This is a genomic window from Candidatus Termitispirillum reticulitermitis (assembly GCF_054655775.1).
Window position 1 is genome coordinate 1 of sequence record NZ_BAAIHG010000023.1, and the last position, 18783, is coordinate 18783.

General features: G+C 42.8%; 20 protein-coding genes. 7 read left to right on the forward strand and 13 right to left on the reverse strand.

The features are described 5' to 3' along the window. Positions 1-125, forward strand: a 125-nt coding sequence (locus AC1MDJ_RS03795; RefSeq protein ID WP_479689644.1) for a flagellin, incomplete at its 5' end; no start/stop codon positions are given. Here the strand turns inward: AC1MDJ_RS03795 and AC1MDJ_RS03800 are convergent. The 7 genes from AC1MDJ_RS03800 to pckA all read right to left on the reverse strand — a co-directional run bounded on the left by AC1MDJ_RS03800 (position 126) and on the right by pckA (position 7326). Beyond that, positions 126-746: a protein-L-isoaspartate(D-aspartate) O-methyltransferase gene (locus AC1MDJ_RS03800; protein WP_479689625.1), complete on the reverse strand. Its 621-nt coding sequence runs from the start codon at positions 744-746 to the stop codon at positions 126-128. Positions 747-748: 2 nt separating this feature from the next. Continuing rightward, positions 749-1798, reverse strand: a complete 1050-nt coding sequence (locus AC1MDJ_RS03805) for a mechanosensitive ion channel family protein (RefSeq protein WP_479689626.1) — start codon at positions 1796-1798, stop codon at positions 749-751. Next, positions 1798-3105: a phosphoribosylamine--glycine ligase gene (gene purD, locus AC1MDJ_RS03810; RefSeq protein WP_479689627.1), complete on the reverse strand. Its 1308-nt coding sequence runs from the start codon at positions 3103-3105 to the stop codon at positions 1798-1800. The genes AC1MDJ_RS03805 and purD overlap by 1 nt, the downstream gene beginning before the upstream one ends. A 13-nt stretch (positions 3106-3118) precedes the next feature. Further along, on the reverse strand, positions 3119-3838 hold the full coding sequence (locus AC1MDJ_RS03815; protein WP_479689628.1) for a TerC family protein: 720 nt from the start codon (positions 3836-3838) through the stop codon (positions 3119-3121). 133 nt (positions 3839-3971) lie between these two features. Continuing rightward, complete coding sequence (locus tag AC1MDJ_RS03820) at positions 3972-4475, reverse strand: DUF4411 family protein (RefSeq protein WP_479689629.1); 504 nt, start codon at positions 4473-4475, stop codon at positions 3972-3974. Then, entirely contained in the window at positions 4472-5662 is a 1191-nt protein-coding gene (locus tag AC1MDJ_RS03825) for an ImmA/IrrE family metallo-endopeptidase (RefSeq protein WP_479689630.1), read from the reverse strand. The genes AC1MDJ_RS03820 and AC1MDJ_RS03825 overlap by 4 nt, the downstream gene beginning before the upstream one ends. Positions 5663-5733: 71 nt before the next feature. Further along, on the reverse strand, positions 5734-7326 hold the full coding sequence (pckA, locus tag AC1MDJ_RS03830; RefSeq protein ID WP_479689631.1) for a phosphoenolpyruvate carboxykinase (ATP): 1593 nt from the start codon (positions 7324-7326) through the stop codon (positions 5734-5736). An 88-nt stretch (positions 7327-7414) separates the two neighbouring features. On the opposite strand from pckA, the gene hemW reads away from it, so the two are divergent. Together hemW and murJ are read left to right on the forward strand one after the other, a co-directional pair. After that, positions 7415-8503 carry a radical SAM family heme chaperone HemW gene (gene hemW, locus AC1MDJ_RS03835; protein WP_479689632.1) on the forward strand — a complete coding sequence of 363 codons (1089 nt, stop codon included), beginning with the start codon at positions 7415-7417 and terminating at the stop codon, positions 8501-8503. After that, on the forward strand, positions 8504-10006 hold the full coding sequence (gene murJ / locus AC1MDJ_RS03840) for a murein biosynthesis integral membrane protein MurJ (protein WP_479689633.1): 1503 nt from the start codon (positions 8504-8506) through the stop codon (positions 10004-10006). It begins immediately after the preceding gene. A 15-nt stretch (positions 10007-10021) separates the two neighbouring features. Here the strand turns inward: murJ and AC1MDJ_RS03845 are convergent, their stop codons facing one another. The 3 genes from AC1MDJ_RS03845 to AC1MDJ_RS03855 all read right to left on the reverse strand — a co-directional run bounded on the left by AC1MDJ_RS03845 (position 10022) and on the right by AC1MDJ_RS03855 (position 12048). Then, on the reverse strand, positions 10022-11089 hold the full coding sequence (locus AC1MDJ_RS03845) for a hypothetical protein (protein ID WP_479689634.1): 1068 nt from the start codon (positions 11087-11089) through the stop codon (positions 10022-10024). 248 nt (positions 11090-11337) lie between these two features. Further along, on the reverse strand, positions 11338-11577 hold the full coding sequence (locus AC1MDJ_RS03850) for a hypothetical protein (RefSeq protein ID WP_479689635.1): 240 nt from the start codon (positions 11575-11577) through the stop codon (positions 11338-11340). A 12-nt stretch (positions 11578-11589) separates the two neighbouring features. Then, on the reverse strand, positions 11590-12048 hold the full coding sequence (locus AC1MDJ_RS03855) for a hypothetical protein (RefSeq protein ID WP_479689636.1): 459 nt from the start codon (positions 12046-12048) through the stop codon (positions 11590-11592). A 473-nt stretch (positions 12049-12521) separates the two neighbouring features. On the opposite strand from AC1MDJ_RS03855, the gene AC1MDJ_RS03860 reads away from it, so the two are divergent. Then, positions 12522-12857: a hypothetical protein gene (locus tag AC1MDJ_RS03860; RefSeq protein ID WP_479689637.1), complete on the forward strand. Its 336-nt coding sequence runs from the start codon at positions 12522-12524 to the stop codon at positions 12855-12857. A gap of 87 nt (positions 12858-12944) precedes the next feature. On the opposite strand, the gene AC1MDJ_RS03865 is transcribed toward AC1MDJ_RS03860, so the two are convergent. After that, complete coding sequence (locus AC1MDJ_RS03865; protein ID WP_479689638.1) at positions 12945-14375, reverse strand: Fic family protein; 1431 nt, start codon at positions 14373-14375, stop codon at positions 12945-12947. Between the two features lie 199 nt (positions 14376-14574). Here AC1MDJ_RS03865 and AC1MDJ_RS03870 point away from each other — a divergent pair, with 199 nt between their 5' ends. Genes AC1MDJ_RS03870 through AC1MDJ_RS03880 form a run of 3 tightly spaced genes read left to right on the forward strand, consistent with a single transcriptional unit; the run spans position 14575 to position 17129 of the window. Next, positions 14575-14910 carry a helix-turn-helix domain-containing protein gene (locus tag AC1MDJ_RS03870; protein WP_479689639.1) on the forward strand — a complete coding sequence of 112 codons (336 nt, stop codon included), beginning with the start codon at positions 14575-14577 and terminating at the stop codon, positions 14908-14910. Beyond that, a complete protein-coding gene (locus tag AC1MDJ_RS03875) occupies positions 14900-16162 on the forward strand; it encodes a type II toxin-antitoxin system HipA family toxin (RefSeq protein WP_479689640.1) in 1263 nt (420 codons plus the stop codon). Before AC1MDJ_RS03870 ends, AC1MDJ_RS03875 begins: the two co-directional genes overlap by 11 nt. Before the next feature lie 46 nt (positions 16163-16208). Then, complete coding sequence (locus AC1MDJ_RS03880) at positions 16209-17129, forward strand: Fic family protein (RefSeq protein ID WP_479689641.1); 921 nt, start codon at positions 16209-16211, stop codon at positions 17127-17129. 2 nt (positions 17130-17131) lie between these two features. Here the strand turns inward: AC1MDJ_RS03880 and AC1MDJ_RS03885 are convergent, their stop codons facing one another. Then, positions 17132-17785: an outer membrane beta-barrel protein gene (locus AC1MDJ_RS03885; RefSeq protein WP_479689642.1), complete on the reverse strand. Its 654-nt coding sequence runs from the start codon at positions 17783-17785 to the stop codon at positions 17132-17134. A gap of 176 nt (positions 17786-17961) precedes the next feature. After that, positions 17962-18615, reverse strand: a complete 654-nt coding sequence (locus AC1MDJ_RS03890; protein ID WP_479689643.1) for an outer membrane beta-barrel protein — start codon at positions 18613-18615, stop codon at positions 17962-17964. Between the last annotated feature and the right edge of the window lie 168 nt (positions 18616-18783).

Genomic DNA, 18783 nt, shown 5'->3' on the forward strand with positions numbered 1-18783 from the left:
ACCTAGACTTCGCAGAGGCTTCCGCTGACCTAGCAAAAAAACAACTACTAATGACCACACAAACAAACCTGCTCTCGCAAACTAACGCCCTGCCACAAACAATAATGCAGTTGATAAAATTCTGATTATGTATTGATGAAATCAACAAATGAAACATCACCTAATGGTATTGTTTCTAACTTATCAGCCGCTTTAATTATTTTTGTTAAGATGCCGTTCAGGGGGATTAGCATTATGCCGTTGACTGCTAGCTGTGCTACTAGCGAACTTGGTAGACTGTTTGCCCCAGCTGATGCGAGTATCCTATCAAAAGGTGCTTTCTCCGCTAATCCTAGCGAGCCATCAGATAGGCTAACATCGGCATTGCGGACGTGCAGATTGCGCAAACGCCGCTTGGCAAGCAAAACAAGCTCTGGCACAATATCCACAGCATAAACCTGTTTCACCAGTTTGCTCAAAAGTGCCGTTACAAAGCCCGAGCCTGAGCCAATCTCTAAACAGGAATGCTCAATAGACAGCTCCAACATCTCCAGCATGTATGCCACAAGAGCGGGCTGGGAAATCGTCTGTCCATAGCCTATCGGCAGGGCATCTTTGGTATAGGCTTTGCTCTTTAACACTTCGTCAACAAATAGTTCTCGCGGGAACGCCGCAAACGCACTGACAACCGCAATGTTATTATGGCAACTTGGAGCGATTATATGAGTAAGATAATTACGCAGCTGTGCATGGCTGATAGGTTTCATTGCTAATCTTTCGCCAAATATACCGTCTGACTTGGGAATGCAAAACTGATATTTAGCTCAGTGAATGCGTCAATAATGTTGTAGTTGACCTGCTCTACCCGCTCCATATATAGGCTTGTATTACTGCCAGCAGACACATAATAAACCAGTTCAAAGTTTAGCGAACTATCAGCAAAAGTGGCAAAGTTCACCCGCCCCAGCGATACCCCCTCAACGCCAGCTACACATCTCTTTAACACTTGCGGAACCTGTTTCAACAGGTCAGATTTAGTGCCATATTCCACCCCTATTATCGTTACATTGCGACGTGTTGTCATATCCTCGTAATTTTTTAACATTCCTTTAGTCATATCAGTGTTAGATATGACAATCTTTTCGCCGTTGAATGCCCTTATGCGAGTGCCTTTCAGCCCAATCTTTTCCACCGTGCCAGCGTGTCCACCCAGTTCTACCCAGTCGCCCACATTGAAAGGCTTGTCAAACAAGATAGTAAAATAGTTGAATATATCGCTGAGTAGCGTCTGTGCAGCTAATGCCACAGCCATACCGCCAATACCCATACCAGCTATCAGCGTATTGATGTTAAAACCTATGTTGCTTAAAACGAACAGCACCGCTATTATCCACAGAACAACATCAGCGAACAGATTCATTGCACCTAACACAACAGGCTCTAAACGTCTATTTAGATATCTGTTGCCGACTAGTTTCATAACGCCTGCCGCAAAGCGAACTAGGCAGAACGTAATAATAACAACACCTACGGAACTGATAATTTTGTCAACGATAGGTGGCAGGTCTTTCAGATAATACGTAACTAGAAAAAAAGGGATATATTGGATTATAGGCGTCAGCTTCTCCTCGCCAGTGAGAACATCAGATGCAATGCCACCGTTAAACCGCATTTTAAGCACTGCAACTATGCGGTGTATCCGTTTGCGTATAAACGATGCTGCCATCAGAGCAGCCACCAGCAGGAGTGCGCATACTATATAGTCTAGGACAGTGTTGCCGTTTATAATGGTCTTCAAAAAATCGTTTATTACAAGCACTACAACGCCCTATGCCCTATATCGCTACGATATAAGGCACCGTCAAAATGTATCTGCTCCACAGTGGCGTAGGCGTTTTTAAGTGCCTCATGCAAATCGCGTCCCATACCTGTCACCGTCAACACACGTCCGCCCGCCGTCAGCAGTTGACTATCAACAAACTTTGTGCCTGAATGGAACACCTTAACGCCAAAATTAGTCTTAATATCAAAGTTAGCCCCAACACCATCCAGCCCAGTTATCGGCAATCCCGTTTCATACTCGGCGGGGTAGCCACCGCTAGCCATCACCACCGTAGCTACGCTGTTATTGTCCCATGTTAGCGTCTCCTCCGCCAACTTTCCGTCTACCACCGCCATCATGTGGCGGGCTAGGTCGCTGGTTAGACGTGGCAATATCACCTGCGTTTCAGGGTCGCCGAAACGACTGTTATATTCCAACACCCGAACACGGCTCAACTTGTCGCCCGTGCCATTCAATACCATTAACCCTGCATATAAAATGCCCTTGTATGTGATGTCGCGCTTCTTTAGTTCACTCAACACAGGTCGTATCACTAATTCTGACAGCTTGGCGTATTCTTCATCAGTAAATATGCTCGCTGGGGAATACGCTCCCATACCGCCAGTGTTCGGACCTTTGTCTCCATCGTAAGCTGCTTTATGGTCTTGAGCGGGTGCCAGTGGGATAATCGTGTCGCCATCCGTCATAACAAGGTATGACACCTCTTCACCCTCTAAAAAGTCCTCTATCAGCACCTTTAAGGCACATTGACCGAATATATGCTTCACCAGCACGTCATTTACCGCATCTATTGCCTCTTGCAAAGTGCCCGCAATCGTCACGCCTTTACCCGCTGCAAGCCCGTCTGCCTTTACGACTATAGGCATAGTTTTAGTTTTTAAGTAGTCTATCGCGGCATCCGCTTTCTCAAAATATTTATAACCTGCTGTGGGGATATTTGATGACGCCATAATATCTTTTGCAAATGACTTGCTCGCCTCAAGCTGAGCTGCCATTTGACAGGGACCGAACGTTTTCAGCCCGTTAGCTTCAAAAAAATCAACAATCCCAAGCGAGAGAGGCACTTCTGGACCTACGACTGTCAGAGCAATGTTTTCAGACTTGGCAAACTTAGCCAGCTTTATTAAATCGTCCGCCGCAATATCAACGTTCTTACACTTGTTTTCAAGTTGTGTGCCACCATTGCCCGGAGCAACGTAGACCATAGACACATCTTGCAAACTTGCCAGTTTCCATGCAATAGCATGTTCCCTGCCACCGCCACCTATGACTAATATATTCATATCTTATCCACCACTAATCTTTTCGTATCCGGCGGCTCACCATGAGTAACATAGCCTGTGTGAACAACGTGAACCCCATAGCAGAGTAGAGGTATCCTTTCGGTATTTCTACACCAAAACCGCTAAATACAAGGAATACACCCACGAGCAATACAAAACATAGCGCAATAACTTTTATCTCAATATATTTATCAATAATTTTAATGATAGGTGCAGAGGCAAAGAGCATTACAGCCATAGCTATACAAACGGCAGTTATCATTATAGGCAATTGATTTGATATGCCAACCGCTGTAATGACAGAATCCAACGAGAACACTATATCCATCAGCCCTATCTGAAATGCCGCCAGCAATAGATATTTGCCCCCCTTTATATCAGGCTGTTCTCGGTCTTCTTCAACAGATGTAAGATTGCGTAGTTCAGATAACCCTTTGTATATCAGAAATGCACCCCCTGCTAACATTACCAAATCACGCACTGATACGGGGTGGGCAGACATATAAAATACAGGCTGAGTCATACGGGCTAGAGTTGACATTGTAAATAAGAGCATACAGCGGGTAAGTAGCGCAAAGCCAATGCCAAGCCGCCTGCCAACGTCCTGCAGATGGTCGGGCAACCCACCCACGAGCAGAGCAAGCATTACAAGGTTGTCAATACCTAACACTATCTCAAGCACAGATAGCGTAGCTAGCATACTAATAGAGTCTACGTTTAATATTGCATCCATAATCGCAACAGGCTAACACACTTTGCAAATATTGTAAATAGTATGAATATTTCCCCCGTTGAGGGGGAGGATAGCTTTTATTCACATTGCCTACCCTAGAATGTGTAAGCGAAAGAGATAGAGTAATAATCTACTATAGTTTAAATGATAATTCCCTCATCATATTGTATAGGTTATAGCATTTTATATTGAAATGCCTACAAACATCAGGTATTTTAACTTTGGACGTAAGTTGAGTTAAATTGGCTGATGTTTCAAGTGTAACCACACTATATCCATGTGTTCTTGCACTTGCTATCAACCAAGGGTCAGCAACAGTAACCTCAGACCACCTCCTAAGCGCATCAACATTATAACATTTAGCTTCACTAATGTAATTGATAACATCAGTATAGTTGCCTATTATATTTATGTCATTACTTTTTAGTGGCGTTATATGTTTGGATTTTATCCATTTAGATAAACCATCGTCATTTTTTACTAACTCATCAAAGACTTTATCCAGAATGATAACACGTCCAGAAACGATTGCCTGCTCCATAGATGACCAAAAAGTCGGCACAATATCAAAAGCATAGTAGTTACGATATGGTGTAATCAAAGAGTTTGTGTCTATTATAAATGTTTCGTTTATCATTTAACGCCTCTAGCTTTACTCACAAGTTTATCAAACGTTCCCACGTTCATTCTTGTAAGCCTAAACGCTTCCATATCTAGCGTCTTCCCCTCTTTTATGCTATTATGCAAAGCTAGGATAAAGTTTCTGCCAAACCTAGAAATATTAGTTCTATAATAGTCTCCACCGCCTCTTTTTTCTTTTCTCATCTCCTTTTGCTTGTTGAAATTTACTATGGCTTCATCAGAAATGCTTTTATATTGTTGCTGCGTAATATAAGCACTGTCTAGTGCCCTTCTAGCTATGACTAGCTCGCCACACTTAAATATACGTGCTAATTTTTTTACTCTATTTTCTGTCAACTCATTATTTTTTTTCCATTCTTCAACAAACGCAGTGTTCGGAACGAGTATCTCGGCTGTTACAGCGTTACAAAGCTTTTCCAAAGGTTTGTTGCTATGAACTCCATGTCTGTCATTGTAAAAGCTGTGTTCTCCCAACCATACGTGCACAGCCTCGTGAATCAAGGAAAATAGCCTAGCACCCGCAGAATCGCTGGCATTTATAAAAACTAATGGCACGTAATCGTGTAATAGGGTAAAAGCACGAAACTCATCAATATTCAGCTGGCGACGAGAATTTTGTCCAACTATTCCATACATAATTACGAGTAGTCCAACGCCTTCAAATCGTTCTCTCATATATCTAAGAGAAACATCTGCATCTGTTATGGTGCTTTCAGCATACCAATCAATATTTACGCATATAGTATCTCTAATGGATTGTGCAATCAAAGCAACATCAGTATTGCCTTTGAGCAAGCCGACAAAGGGCAACTTGCTATAACCGTTATCTAATCTATACTCATACATCCATTCTTGAATAGATTCCATATGTTTTATGGTATCTATCAAGTTGCGACTGGGCTTACCCTTGACCAAGCTGTCAACTGTGCGATACTCTAAAAGAGGTAATTGTTCGTCTGGTGGAGATTGGAGAAAAAAATAACCGAACGGGATATGCGTTTTCTTGCTTATTTTTTCAATATTACTAAACGTAGGCACCACACTCCCGCTATGCCATTCTTTTAGAGTGTCAACTGCACCTTTCAAAACAGCATTATCAGTATTATCAGTATTATCAGTATTAACAGCGGCAAGTACCCACTCTAAAACACAAGGGGCAATATTGATTTTGACAGCATCCATTACTATTTTAACTCCATTGAAGATACACTGCCCCTCCTACTAATGTATAGGAGAGGCTTTTACAAACAATCTTACGCTATTGGTCCGCCTTTTGCGACTTCTTTTGCCTCAGCGGAATCACCATATTGCTTAAAGTTATCAACAAACGCCTTGGCAAGTTCTTTTATCTTCTTGTCATATTCAGCCTCGCTAGACCAGCCCTTGCGTGGCTCCAATATCTCGGCTGGCACACCCGGGATAGACTTAGGTATATCAAAACCAAAAATCTTATCCTTAGTATATCCGCCCGCCTCAACCGCCCCCTCAAGGATAGCCTTAATGATAGCCCTAGTATGCTTGATAGAATAACGTTTGCCTACACCATAAGGACCGCCAGTTAAACCAGTGTTCAGCAGATAGACTGATGCGTTATGTTTATGCATCTTTTTCTTTAACAACTCAGCATAAGTGAAAGGCGAATGCGCCATGAACGGACCGCCGAAACAAGTGGAAAATGTTGCCTGTGGCTCAGTTACCCCACGTTCAGTGCCTGCAACCTTTGCAGTATAGCCTGACACAAAGTGAAACATCGCTTGCTCCGGCGATAGCTTTGACACTGGCGGCAACACGCCGAACGCATCGTAAGTCAAAAATATGATATTGCTAGGATGCCCGCCACGATTATCTTTAGACACCATAGGCACAAACTCCAACGGATACGACACACGCGTATTTTCAGTGATAGATTCATCATCAAGGTCAAGAACCCTAGTGCCATCAACCAGCGGGATATTTTCTAATATAGAACCGAAACGTTTAGTGTTAGCATAGACTTCAGGCTCAGCCTCAGGGGAAAGCTTGATAGTCTTGGCATAGCATCCACCTTCAATATTAAAGATACCATTATCATTCCAGCCATGTTCGTCATCGCCAATCAAATAACGCTCTGGGTCGGTTGATAGCGTAGTCTTGCCTGTGCCTGACAGCCCGAAGAATAACGCAACATCACCCTTCTTTCCGATGTTGGCAGAGCAGTGCATGCTGAGAATGCCTTTTTTAGGCAGAATATAGTTCATTATAGAAAATACTGATTTCTTCATTTCGCCCGCATAGGCTGTGCCACCAATGAGAACGATTTTCTTGGCAAAGTTCACTAGAACAAATGTGCCACTGACGGTGCCGTCAAACTCTGGCACCGCTTGCAAGCCCGGCATACAAATAACGGTAAAATCAACCTTAAAATTTTCCAGCTTTTTAGGGTCTTTTTCACGAATAAACATATTAGACGCAAATATATTGTGCCAAGCATATTCTGTAATGACACGAACATTCAGACGGCTAGCCTCATCAGCACCCGCATAACATTCGCGCACAAATATATCACGCCCTTGCACGTAAGCAAGCATTTTAGAATAAACTTGCTCAAACTTTTCAGCGGTGATAGGCTTGTTGTTCTTATTCCAATCAATATCTTTTTCAGATGAGGACTCTTTAACAATAAATTTATCGTTAGGGCTACGTCCTGTGTGCGGGCTGGTATAGGCAAGCAATGCACCACCCTCAGCGATAAAACCCTCGCCATAGTCAACAGCATGCTCGTAAAGCTCGGGCACGGACAAATTCATATAAACTTCCCCAGTGTTTTTGATACCGTATTCTTTTAACATTTTAGCTACGTCAGCCATAGCTTGCCTCCTTTAAGACAATATAATATAACTACATTATAAATAAAGTTCTTGCACTTGTCAAGCTATTCATATATAACCTGCTATTATGGGCTACGCTCTCTACATACACCTGCCGTTCTGCATCCGCAAATGCCCCTACTGCGATTTTTATTCCGAACCTGTCTCGGCTAGCTCCCCCATAGACAGCTATCTTAACGCTTGCTTAACGGAGCTAAACACATTCAAGGGAGTTGCTATTGACACCATATATATCGGTGGAGGCACGCCGTCAATAATCCCAGCGGTTAAACTAGATAAATTCATCAGAGCCACGTTATCAACAGTGAACTACAGCGGCAGTGAGATGACCATTGAACTAAACCCTGATAGCACAAGCGATGAATTTATATCAATGCTCAGCGAGTTGCCTATTACGCGTTTCAGCGTAGGAGTCCAATCATTAAATAATGACGTGTTAAGATTATTAGGACGCCCACACAATGCAGAACAGGCTAAACAAGTGCTAGATAAACTGCAAAACAGAACGAATGCCGCTATAAATGCCGATATTATCTACGATATACCTACTGTCAATCCTAGAGCAATTTATGAGACTTTACAGGAGCTAACGCTCTACAACCTAGAACATATATCAGCCTATTCATACTCCCCAGATACAGGCTACCTAACAACTGCGCCGACAGATGAGCCAGAGCAGACGGAGCATGTCTGCGCTATGCTGAAAACGGCAGGCTATGAACGCTATGAAGTATCAAACTTTGCAAAGGCAAGTTGCCGTTCGGTGCATAATCAAAAATATTGGGGGATGTCCGAATACATCGGCATCGGTGCAGGGGTGCACTCTATGCTCTACAACGAGAGACAGCGGATTCGCTATTCACACAAACCTAGCATTGAGAGCTACATCAACAATCCCATCGCAAGAGACGAGCTAGAAACATATACTGCGGAACAGGCAGCACTAGAAAGCGTAGTGTTCGGCTTGCGCCAGATAGACGGCGTTGATATTAAACTGATAGAAACTAGAACAGGACACAGCTTTGATACATCATTTCTGGAAAAGGTGCAATATTTAATAGCGCAGGAGTTATTATGCTATGAAAATAATTTTTTGCGTGCTACTGACAAGGGGTTAATGCTATTAAATCAAGTAATGTTGCACTTATGGAGCTAGTTGTTATATAATAAAGAGATGCAGTCAGCGTATATATTATCATTGGTCCGTTCAGGGCTTGGGGTGCTAACGAGCCGCGTATTCGGGCTTATCCGCGATGTGGTGATTGCTGGAGTCTATGGCGCAACTGGCTTGACGGATATATTCTTTGTAGCGTTTGCTATCCCCAACCTATTCCGTCAGTTCTTTGCTGAGGGAGCTATATCGTCCGCATTCGTCCCATTTTTAAGCGATAAACTCCACAACGACGGCAGAAAATCTGCCTGTACATACCTTACACAATTGCTATTAGTGCAAACGCTCCTAATGCTGGCAATCTGTTTTATATCAATGCTATTTGCACCCTATATAATCAGATTGTTTATGCCAGGTGCCACCTACAATATGTATGTGGTGCAGACTGGAGCAAATATTCTGCGGATAGTAATGCCGTATCTGTTCTTTGTAGGTATCGGAGGGCTACTTGCAGGCTATTTGAACCTGAATAACAGCTACTATGTAGCATACTCATCCACCGCTTGCCTCAATATAATGATGATAGTGGGTGCAACAGTAGGCTATTACCAAAACGGCAACATATATAGCCTTGCGTTCAGCGTATTCTTCGGCGGTACGTTCCAACTGGCACTGGTATATGTATATTCTTACCACAAAGGCTTCCGTTTTGGCAAGCTCTCGCCTGTGGACATAGACGTAAAACGTACATACAAGCTACTAGTTCCTTCTATTGCAGGCGTTTCTATAAGCCAGCTGAACTTTATGATAGGACGCATAGTAGCATCATACTTAGAGGCGGGTAGCATATCGTGGCTATTCTATGCTAATAGGCTATTCCAATTTCCGCTGGGTATATTTTCTGTCACGATTAGCACCGTCAGCCTGACGGAGCTTAGCAAGGCGCGTAGTTCAGGCGATGCGCAACAGGTCAAAAAACTGATAGACAAGGCTATTATTGCACTGCTACTTATAATATTACCAGCAACAATAGGTTTGGTAGTGTTATCGCAGGAGATTATTCAGTTAATATTTGCCAGACGTGCATTTACGCAATATGATGTGCTAAAGTCAGCACAAGCGTTGCAAATGTATTCTGTGGGCTTGCTCTTTTATTCGCTGGTGGCAATCTTTACGCGAGTGTTCCACTCTGAAAAGAATATAAAATATCCTGTTGTGGTGGCGGGGGTGTCATTTGTTGTCAATTTAATCTTTAATTTGATACTTATGCGCCCACTGGGGCATGCTGGAGTGGCACTCGCCTCAAGCATAGCTGCCGTAGCCAATGCATGGCTACTATACATAGGGATAAGAAGCTACAAGTTTAACATCAGACAACATTTAGGTTTCTTACTGCGGCTATTATTAGCCGTCTATGCAATGGTTGTTGCGCTGGTCGCTGGTAAAATGCTACACCTGCCAGTGCTACTCACAATCACCGCCTGTATGACACTATACTTCGGCGTGCTACACCTATCAGGGGTAAATATCAGGAAGATGATAAGGTAAGGCTAGCTTATCAATTCAGCTACTCAGGTCGTTCCATTCAGGATTGCCGTCACAAAAATCACAGCCTTCTAATCCTGAATATTCGCCAACGGCATTACTTGTCTGTCCACACCACTCGCATGTGTCCATAGAATCGTAAATACTAAAACAACAAGTACAAAAATAGTTGCCATCGTCCATAGGCACAACCGAGTCGGTATGACCACATGATGAACAGCCATAATAATCTCCACTATATAAATCATGGTGGTCATAACTTGGTGGACTTATTTCATTAACAATATCATTATAGCTAATCTGTTTGTCACATTTGGGGCAAACGAAATTATCATATAATTCAGGAATTATTATAGTCTTTCGGCAATGTGGACAAGAGGCTTGTAACTCTACAGAGTAATCCCTGCAAATCCTACACCTATACTCTATTAAAGAAATATCTTTCGTTATATTTATTATCTCCTTAGTGACAGCCTCATATCCACAATAGGAGCATTTCTCGGCATTAGTGAGAGTGCCTTTAATTTTATCATATTGTTCTTTATAGTAGCGTGCTCTATAAGGCTTGTATTTAGTTTTTAACTGATTATGCATTTCATTTATATCTGAAAAATGCTCGCTAAAAACATCCTTCCAATCTCCTATTAAAAGGCGGTTGAGGTCGTGCCAAGCCTCCATCTGGTCTGCGATAATCTCATCTTTCTCATTCTTATAATCAGGATGATAAAAATGCACCATCTTGTTTCTATGTTGCCTTACTTTATCTATGTTAGCTACCACATCTTTTTTAAGAGGTGTATTTAATGTCTCTTTTAATCTATCTTTAATTTCTTCAAATGATACAGATTTGAAATCTCCAACTAAAAACTTGTTCATACTAAGACTAGCTTTAGATGGAGAAACAATCAAAGTCCAATGCTCTTTTAGAATACGTGCTTTCAGAAATAATTCTATAGCCGTATAAAAATTGATAACAGCATATTTCAAGCCATCTTCGGGCTTAGATAAGTCTGCTAAAGAGCGTTTCATAAAGCCCATAGCATTTTCAACAAGCAAATCAAAAGTCCTTTCGTTATCTATAGGCATAATATCTTGCCTCCTTGCCTATCATAGGCTATCCCAACGGAAAGCAGTTGTCAATAGAAAAAGAGGCAACTATATACTTGATTGGAGTTATTATGTTGCAAGTGAACCTTGCCTTGTGAACGTGTGAATGGTTTTCTAAGGGCAGTCAGAGCTCATTGGGTATTAACGGGCGGGTTTGAAACCCGCCCCTACCCTCTATATGATAGGAGGGGAATTTTATTACCCCAAGTGGGGGCTTCTGATATTCATTAAGCAACTTTTTCTTCCTCAATAGCAACGTCAACGTTGCCATAGTCTAGCAACTCAAATATTTCCAGTCCCTTAAACCATGATAGTTTAGAAAATGGCAAGCCCTTGTCGGCATAGCTATTCAATGCCCCTATGAACGCACGTGCAACGGGGCAAGCACTACGCTCTTTGTCAGCCAGCACGTTTGCTAGAGCACTCTTAATAATCTCATATCCTTCAGCCTTAGTTAATTTAATCATAGCTACCTCCCCTTAAATTACGCGACGGATATCTATCCATCTTTTATACATACGAACTTCATATTCACTTTGTAGTGCCTTAGCCATTTCAGTAAATATGCCTAACTCCAAATCATTGTCTGCGTATATCTTTACAAGTGTTCTGTCAGTCTCAGACTTTATGTGAACAAACACGTCCGTTAATATACCAAGTAGAACAGTTGTCCGTCTTTCAAGTGCTACTTTGTCAGTAATAGTGCTATCCAAAAGTCTGTTTGCATAGTATATGCGCATATATTTTTTATAATTAGGTGCTCCCCAATCAGGAACACTCCTAACATCAAGTATTGCACACCTTTCGTTAGTAGCCCCATCACTTACCAGCGAATAAACACACTTGCTGGTGTTGTTTATATCGTCAGAAAGTGCAAACTCTTTAGAGTTCTTTATAGCTCCCAGCTCTTTATCATCAATAGGTTTTATCTTATACACTGCCCAACTCCTCTATGATTCATATAGTATAGGCGTTTTATTAAAAAGTCAAGATTATCTTGGAGGATTATATACTCAACTGGACTTATATGTCGCAAGGAGTCCTTACGTGGTGAACGTGTGAATGGTTTTCTAAGGGCAGTCAGAGCTTATTGGGTATTAACGGGCGGGTTTGAAACCCGCCCCTACCTTTTAATCTTTGACTAACCCTTAAAACCAGTGACAAAAAGAGGGGAGGGGACAGATAGCATGTCCTTCCCCAAGCACAAACTCATTATATCCTGCTACTACTAACAAAACGAACCCTAAAGGGTGCTGTTTGCCTTGTCACTTGACATGGGCCTAATAATACAATGAAAAAAGACGGTTGTCAAGAGCTTTTATAGCAACTATACAGGGAGAAATATGATACAATTATCCCCAAAGGGGAGTATAATAAAAGGCTAGCTTAATATAATGAATGAGGTGTTTATATGGCAGACGCCAAAAAGTTTATTCAACTAGAGTTTGCTCCTGATATGTATTATATCACGACAAACCTAAACAAAAAAAATGTGAACAAGATATGGTTTCACCATAGCAAACAAGGTTTCATACAATACACTGAAACACCTGAGGGATTGTTGGTGCTAGTAGATAATCCTGTTCATGATATAGCTACCGACATAGATTGGTGGAAAGCTAATAACTTGCCAAGAATAGCAGAAGTCTATGACGAGGCTATTATTAGAGAATATGGCATAGACGGAGAAATCTATAAGAGGCTAGAAAAAGTAACCCTTATTGAAACTATGGAAGCGGCAATATAAGGTAGAAGAAGAGTTGTGGGGCAATAATGCAAACCCTACCCGATAAGCGGTGTTTGTGCCTAGACTAGGTGGCTGGCGTAGCTGTTATCACGCCAGCACTATGCGTTTGTTGTCGTTCTTTACAAATGCGTTAGTGCGGGTAAGGTCGTGTTCCGCAGTGCTAGCCGTTCGCCAATCTATCTTTGCTGTATATTCCTGTGCAAAAGCCATAGTCTTTATATACGCCTCGCTCTCACCCGTTTCCGATAGAGTTGACAGGGCAGATAGGTAGTTATATCTATACCCTGTTGGAATAATAACTCGCTCCTCATCGTTCACTACAAACTCTGCATTCATCATAATACGTGAAAGTCGCCCATTGCCGTCAGTAAATGGGTGTATTTCGGTCACAAGAAACTTTATGAATAAAGCCCTTGCAAAAGCATTATCTAGTTGTTGATATAGGGCAAAGCCTCTTTTCAACGTGCCAACTACAAGCTCAGGTTTTACAAATATGGTCAGCCCTGCTCTGTTGCTTTGCATCTTAAATATACCCGGATACGCTCCAACCCTACCGCCCATTATTAACTTATGGCGATGTTGCAGAATGTCTACCAGCTCGTCAAAATTACGTGGAGTTCTATTCATCTCCGCCTTGTCAGAAATTGTTTCGTAGGTGCTGATAATATCGTGCGAATCCTCTGGGCGACTGGCAGGAATCTTCCCCTCAAAGATTATCTCTTTTGCCTCATCTACTTCAAACTCAGTTCCCTCTATATAGTTGGAAAAATAAGCCTCATAAAAGCATAGATATTCATTGAAGTTGTCAATGGGTTTCCTAAAGACAGGGGCTAGGCTTTTCAAACCCTCATAGAGCTTGTAAAATAGCTTTTCTCTGTTAGGGTCATAAGCGTTCCCAGCTTTACGGGCTAATCCAACCTTGCTTACTAGTTTAGTTTCTCTAGTATTTTGCAAAGCCCCAATAATTTGGGTCAATTTATCAAATTTCGCCACCAACTCAATTTTAGGTGCAAGCACACTTGCATCGTCACGAAGTTTATTTAATGCGGTTACACCGTAGTTACGTATAAATTTATCAAGCTGTTCCTCTATTTCTACCTGTGATAGACAGCGATTATTGTGTCCCATCCGCATATTTTCAAGATATTTTCTTGCAAGTGAAGGCATATAGAGGTTGTCCATAAATGGAGTGTCCCCAGCTTGTGCACCGGCACCTTTGCGGGGATAGATAGTATATTTGCCAATGGTAGTAGGGCGCACCCTATCAGATATAATAAACACGTAGCCATTATCCGCAGGTTTCATCTCAAAGGCGGTTCTGCCATCAATGATAGCTTTAGGATATAGCAAGCCAACAATAGTCCAAATATTTCTTAAAACCACCTTGTCAACATCATCAGTCATATCGGTGGTATAGAGGCGGGCGGTCAACTTACTAGCCTTGCCTTGCTTGACAAGACGATGTATAGTTAAAGAGTTCGCCTTATCTGACAAGATAATGGTTGGTAGGATGTCCATAAAGAATCATTATAGCAATTTTTCGTCCAGTTGCAAGCAAAATGAAATTATTTGTTCAGTTATTAGCCAAATTTGCAATTTTTTGTCCAGTTGTAAGCAAAATGGGAGCATTTGGCGAGCTGTCTTAATCTGCCTTAAAAAGCATTTTTATTGCATTTTTCTGCTTGCAAAAGCATATTCTATGTGATATAATTTCGCTATGCCTCAGACTAATAAACTCTTTCAAACACCGCCTTATGCTGTTGAGGACAGCTTACGGCGTATTGGATTAAACCTCAGAATCGCCCGCAAGCGGCGCAAGCTAACTATCGCCCAAGTAGCGGAGAAAATCGGTGCTGGCGTTCGTGCCATTAGCGATGCTGAAAAGGGCAAACCCTCAACTGCCATATCTGTATATATTGCCCTTTTGTGGGCTTACGACCTCTTATGTGATATTAAAGACGTGGCAAGCCCGCTAAAGGATGTTGAGGGGCTGCACCTTGCCGAGCTGAAAGCAGGGCATTCTTTACGGACGGCGATAGACAATGATTTCTAAAAAGAGTATTAAAAACGAATGTTATGTATATATGACCCTGCCAGAGCAGGTTGCGCCCGTCACGGCGGGCAAGTTTATACTGGAGACAACACCTAGTGGCGAAAACGTGGGGCGGTTTGTTTATGGCAAATCATACCTAGCACGTTTTAACGCCGTGCCTATTGACCCTGTGGAGTTAAAACTCACCGATAAAGTCTATGAAACCACTATAATGAAAGGCGTGTTCGGTGCTATCCGTGACGCATCGCCCGACTACTGGGGACGCAGGCTGATTGAGCGACACATAAGCAAACCCAATGTATCTGAACTGGACTATCTACTAAACTCACCAGATGACCGCATAGGTGCGTTAGGTTTCGGACTGAATCAAACACCGCCTGCGCCAAAGCGAACGTTCAACAAGGTGATTGACTTAGAGCGACTACAACAAACAGCTGATGAACTTATACGTGAAGAGGCTGCACAGGATTCACTGCACATTCAGGTAGAGGAGTTAATGCTACTTGGCACGTCAATGGGCGGTGCACGTCCGAAAGCCGTTGTTTTCTCAGATAATTCGCTATATGTGGCTAAGTTTAACTGCGCAACTGACCGCTGGAATAACGCCATAGTTGAACACGCAATGCTACTACTAGCTAGTGTCTGTGGGTTGAATGCTGCCGAGAGTAAAGTCGTTCAGGTTGGCGACAGGGACGTGCTACTGGTAAAGCGTTTTGATAGAGAAAGCACTGTGGCGGGCTATCTGCGCCACCGTATGATAAGTGCCCTAACCGTGCTACGCGCTAGTGATGAGACTAGTGGGCGGGACAAGTGGTCTTATGTGTCGCTGGCTGAGGAGTTGCGCAAGTTCTCGGCTGTTCCAAAAGAGGATGCTAAGGAGCTGTTCCGCCGTATGGTGTTTAATGCATTGATTTCTAACACAGACGACCACCCGCGCAACCACGCATTTATAGCTAAAGACAGGTGGCGACTATCCCCCGCTTATGACTTAACGCCTAATCCTGTTATTAGTTTAGAACATCGCGACCTTGCTATGCAATGCGGTCAACAGGGGCGATTTGCCAGCAAGAGCAATCTATTATCTGAATGTCGCAGGTTGATGTTAGAGCCTGACGAGGCGATGGCAATTATTGACACAATGGCGGACGTTGTGAAAAACAGCTGGTATAAGCTCGCCCGCAAAGCGGGGCTATCAGAAAGAGAATGCGAATTGATACAAGGAGCGTTTGTATATCAAGGGTTCTTTAGCTAAAACCACCCTCTTGCTTTCCCCTACAAATTACTTTATAGTTTCTAATATGACAAACTATGAAGTGAACACTAATATTGAGCAACAGCGGAAGACTCTTACTGGCTTGCTTAAAAAAACTGATAACGAGAAAGTGTTGCTGCGCTGGCTCACGACTGAGCTTGCCTATACCAGCAATGCCATTGAGGGCAACACGCTCACCCGCCGTGAAACTGCTTTGGCTATTGAGGAAAACATTGTAGCAGGAGCAAAACCACTGACTGACTACATTGAGGCAAGAAATCACGCTGATGCTTTCAGGTTCATATTTGATGCTCGCAAACAACCCATTACTAAAAACCTTGTTTTAACTATCCACAGATTGATATTACAGGGGATAGACAACCTCAACGCTGGGGTATATCGTAGCGTTCGCGTGCGAATTTCTGGCTCACGGGTGGTATTGCCTAACCCACTGAAAGTGCCCGATTTAATGGAGGACTTTGTGCAGAATATCAACACCGATATGCCTACAGGTGCGATTGAGGCACATTTAGCACTGGTATCAATTCACCCATTTATTGACGGAAACGGGCGGACGGCTCGGCTGTTAATGAATCTAATGTTAATAAATGCTGGCTACGCACCTATAATAATCCGTCCGCGCGACCGCAAGCGATATATTGCTTGCATTGAAAAGGCACAGATGCATGGGGACAATAACCATTATATTCTCTTTATGTTGCGGGCATTGGAACGCTCCCAGCAAACGGCTATTGATTTACTCACAAAAGATGTACCTGATACTAAAAAACTGCTCAAAATAGGCGAGCTGGCAAGGCTGGCGGGCTTGCCTGTTAGCACACTACGCTTTTACATCGCCAGTGGCAAACTAACCCTCGCCAGCCGCACGGAATCAGACTATATGCTCTTTGACCCAAAACAGGCAGAGGAGCTAAAAGAAAACGGGGGCGCACCCGCCCCCTCATAGTATTAGAACGCTACGCCGACCCTGCCCGCAAGTGATACTCCTTTACTACTTCTAATTTTAGCATCATAACCATCGGCATTTGCATATACTGGCAGATACTTTGCCTGCACGCCTAACACAAAGTGTCCTATATAGAGGTTCGCCCCAGTTTCGGCTGCAAATGAAGCACCCAAGTAAGTATCTCTGTGTTTAACGTTAGGTCCACGTTGGTCAATGCCTATAGAGGATATATTTAAGCCAAGACCGCCATAAACATCAAGATATTTGCTCACCGGATACCTTGCCAAAAAGAGTACTGGAGTTTGCAATCCACTCACCTTGACCTTATGTCCGGGATGGTAACCGGCAGGCACTGTCCACTTCTCAGCAAATACAGGGTTCAAACCAAATTCAAAGCCGAAATTCCTGTTAAAAAAGACTTGCAGAGAACCGCCCACCTTAGCATTACTAATGCTATGCTTAGCAACAGCATTAGAGTCTTCGCGGTATTTCAGATTAGGCGCAGTGCCACCGGATATCGCTAAATTCCAGTGTCTGTTTTGCGGCAAATCAGCTCCAAAACGTTCCGCATAGCTAGGCTCGACGTCATCATAGGCATATAATGCCACAGAGAACACCATAAACACACCCCATGTCAACAATAACAACTTTCTCATGTAATTTCCCTCCTAATGGTAAAGTGTCTATTTCTAAATCTGGTTCCCCCTATCCCATTTGTCAAGAGAGGAATTGCAACAAATAGCATTAAGAATGAGTTTTATGTTTATGTGAGGTGGCGACAACTACTGATATGATGGCCAACCCTCCCCCATTTAGAGAGAGGGTGAAACAACTAGAACGCTATGCCCGCCCTGCCGACAAATGACACGCCACTGCTTTTAAGCTCAGCATCAAAATAAGCACCATCAGCGATATCTGGCACTGATACATACTTCGCCTGTGCGCCAAACATAAAGTTGCCTAGATAAATATTTACTCCCGCTTCAGCTGTGGGCGATATAAAACTTTCGGTCTGTTCATGTCTCCTCAGAGCAGAACCGTCAAAATAATACTGCTTAAAACTTGTAGATATTAAGTCCACGCCAACACCGCCATAAACATCAAGATATTTGTTCACCGGATACCTTACCAAAAACAGCATGGGAATCGTCGTTACCTCAACATCAATTGTGTATATATAACCAGCTGGTTCCTTCCAATCATCGCTCATAGCGGTAAAGCCAACCTCAAAACCAAAGTTTCTGCCGAAATAATACTGCCAGCTAGCACCAATATTAGCACCACTAAATTTGTGCTCAGCAGTGCTGTCCTTGAACTCCAAGTCAGGCGCAGTGCCACCGAATATTGCCAAGTTCCAGTGCCTGTTTTGTGGCAAATCAGCTCCAAAGCGTTCCTCATAGCTAGGCTCAATATCACCCTCATCTGCATATACCGACGCAGAGAACACCATAAACACGCTCAATGTCAATAAAAATAATTTTTTCATAAACCCTCCAACGTAAAGTGTATCTCCTGATTCTACCCCCCCCCCCTATCCCATTTGTCAAGAGAGGAATTGCAACAAATAGCATTAAGAATGAGTTTTATGTTTATGTGAGGTGGCGACAACTACTGATATGATGGCCAACCCTCCCCCATTTAGAGAGAGGGTGAA

What these genes read in the sequence shown, in the direction of transcription:
- AC1MDJ_RS03820 (WP_479689629.1), bottom strand. Translation starts at nt 4,475, where the DNA reads ATGATAAACGAAACATTTATAATAGACACAAACTCTTTGATTACACCA.
- AC1MDJ_RS03850 (WP_479689635.1), bottom strand. Translation starts at nt 11,577, where the DNA reads ATGATTAAATTAACTAAGGCTGAAGGATATGAGATTATTAAGAGTGCT.
- pckA (WP_479689631.1), bottom strand. Translation starts at nt 7,326, where the DNA reads ATGGCTGACGTAGCTAAAATGTTAAAAGAATACGGTATCAAAAACACT.
- AC1MDJ_RS03845 (WP_479689634.1), bottom strand. Translation starts at nt 11,089, where the DNA reads ATGCCTATAGATAACGAAAGGACTTTTGATTTGCTTGTTGAAAATGCT.
- AC1MDJ_RS03800 (WP_479689625.1), bottom strand. Translation starts at nt 746, where the DNA reads ATGAAACCTATCAGCCATGCACAGCTGCGTAATTATCTTACTCATATA.
- AC1MDJ_RS03815 (WP_479689628.1), bottom strand. Translation starts at nt 3,838, where the DNA reads ATGGATGCAATATTAAACGTAGACTCTATTAGTATGCTAGCTACGCTA.
- AC1MDJ_RS03825 (WP_479689630.1), bottom strand. Translation starts at nt 5,662, where the DNA reads ATGGATGCTGTCAAAATCAATATTGCCCCTTGTGTTTTAGAGTGGGTA.
- AC1MDJ_RS03875 (WP_479689640.1), top strand. Translation starts at nt 14,900, where the DNA reads ATGATTTCTAAAAAGAGTATTAAAAACGAATGTTATGTATATATGACC.
- AC1MDJ_RS03865 (WP_479689638.1), bottom strand. Translation starts at nt 14,375, where the DNA reads ATGGACATCCTACCAACCATTATCTTGTCAGATAAGGCGAACTCTTTA.
- purD (WP_479689627.1), bottom strand. Translation starts at nt 3,105, where the DNA reads ATGAATATATTAGTCATAGGTGGCGGTGGCAGGGAACATGCTATTGCA.
- AC1MDJ_RS03885 (WP_479689642.1), bottom strand. Translation starts at nt 17,785, where the DNA reads ATGAGAAAGTTGTTATTGTTGACATGGGGTGTGTTTATGGTGTTCTCT.
- AC1MDJ_RS03860 (WP_479689637.1), top strand. Translation starts at nt 12,522, where the DNA reads ATGGCAGACGCCAAAAAGTTTATTCAACTAGAGTTTGCTCCTGATATG.
- AC1MDJ_RS03880 (WP_479689641.1), top strand. Translation starts at nt 16,209, where the DNA reads ATGACAAACTATGAAGTGAACACTAATATTGAGCAACAGCGGAAGACT.
- AC1MDJ_RS03870 (WP_479689639.1), top strand. Translation starts at nt 14,575, where the DNA reads ATGCCTCAGACTAATAAACTCTTTCAAACACCGCCTTATGCTGTTGAG.
- AC1MDJ_RS03890 (WP_479689643.1), bottom strand. Translation starts at nt 18,615, where the DNA reads ATGAAAAAATTATTTTTATTGACATTGAGCGTGTTTATGGTGTTCTCT.
- hemW (WP_479689632.1), top strand. Translation starts at nt 7,415, where the DNA reads ATGGGCTACGCTCTCTACATACACCTGCCGTTCTGCATCCGCAAATGC.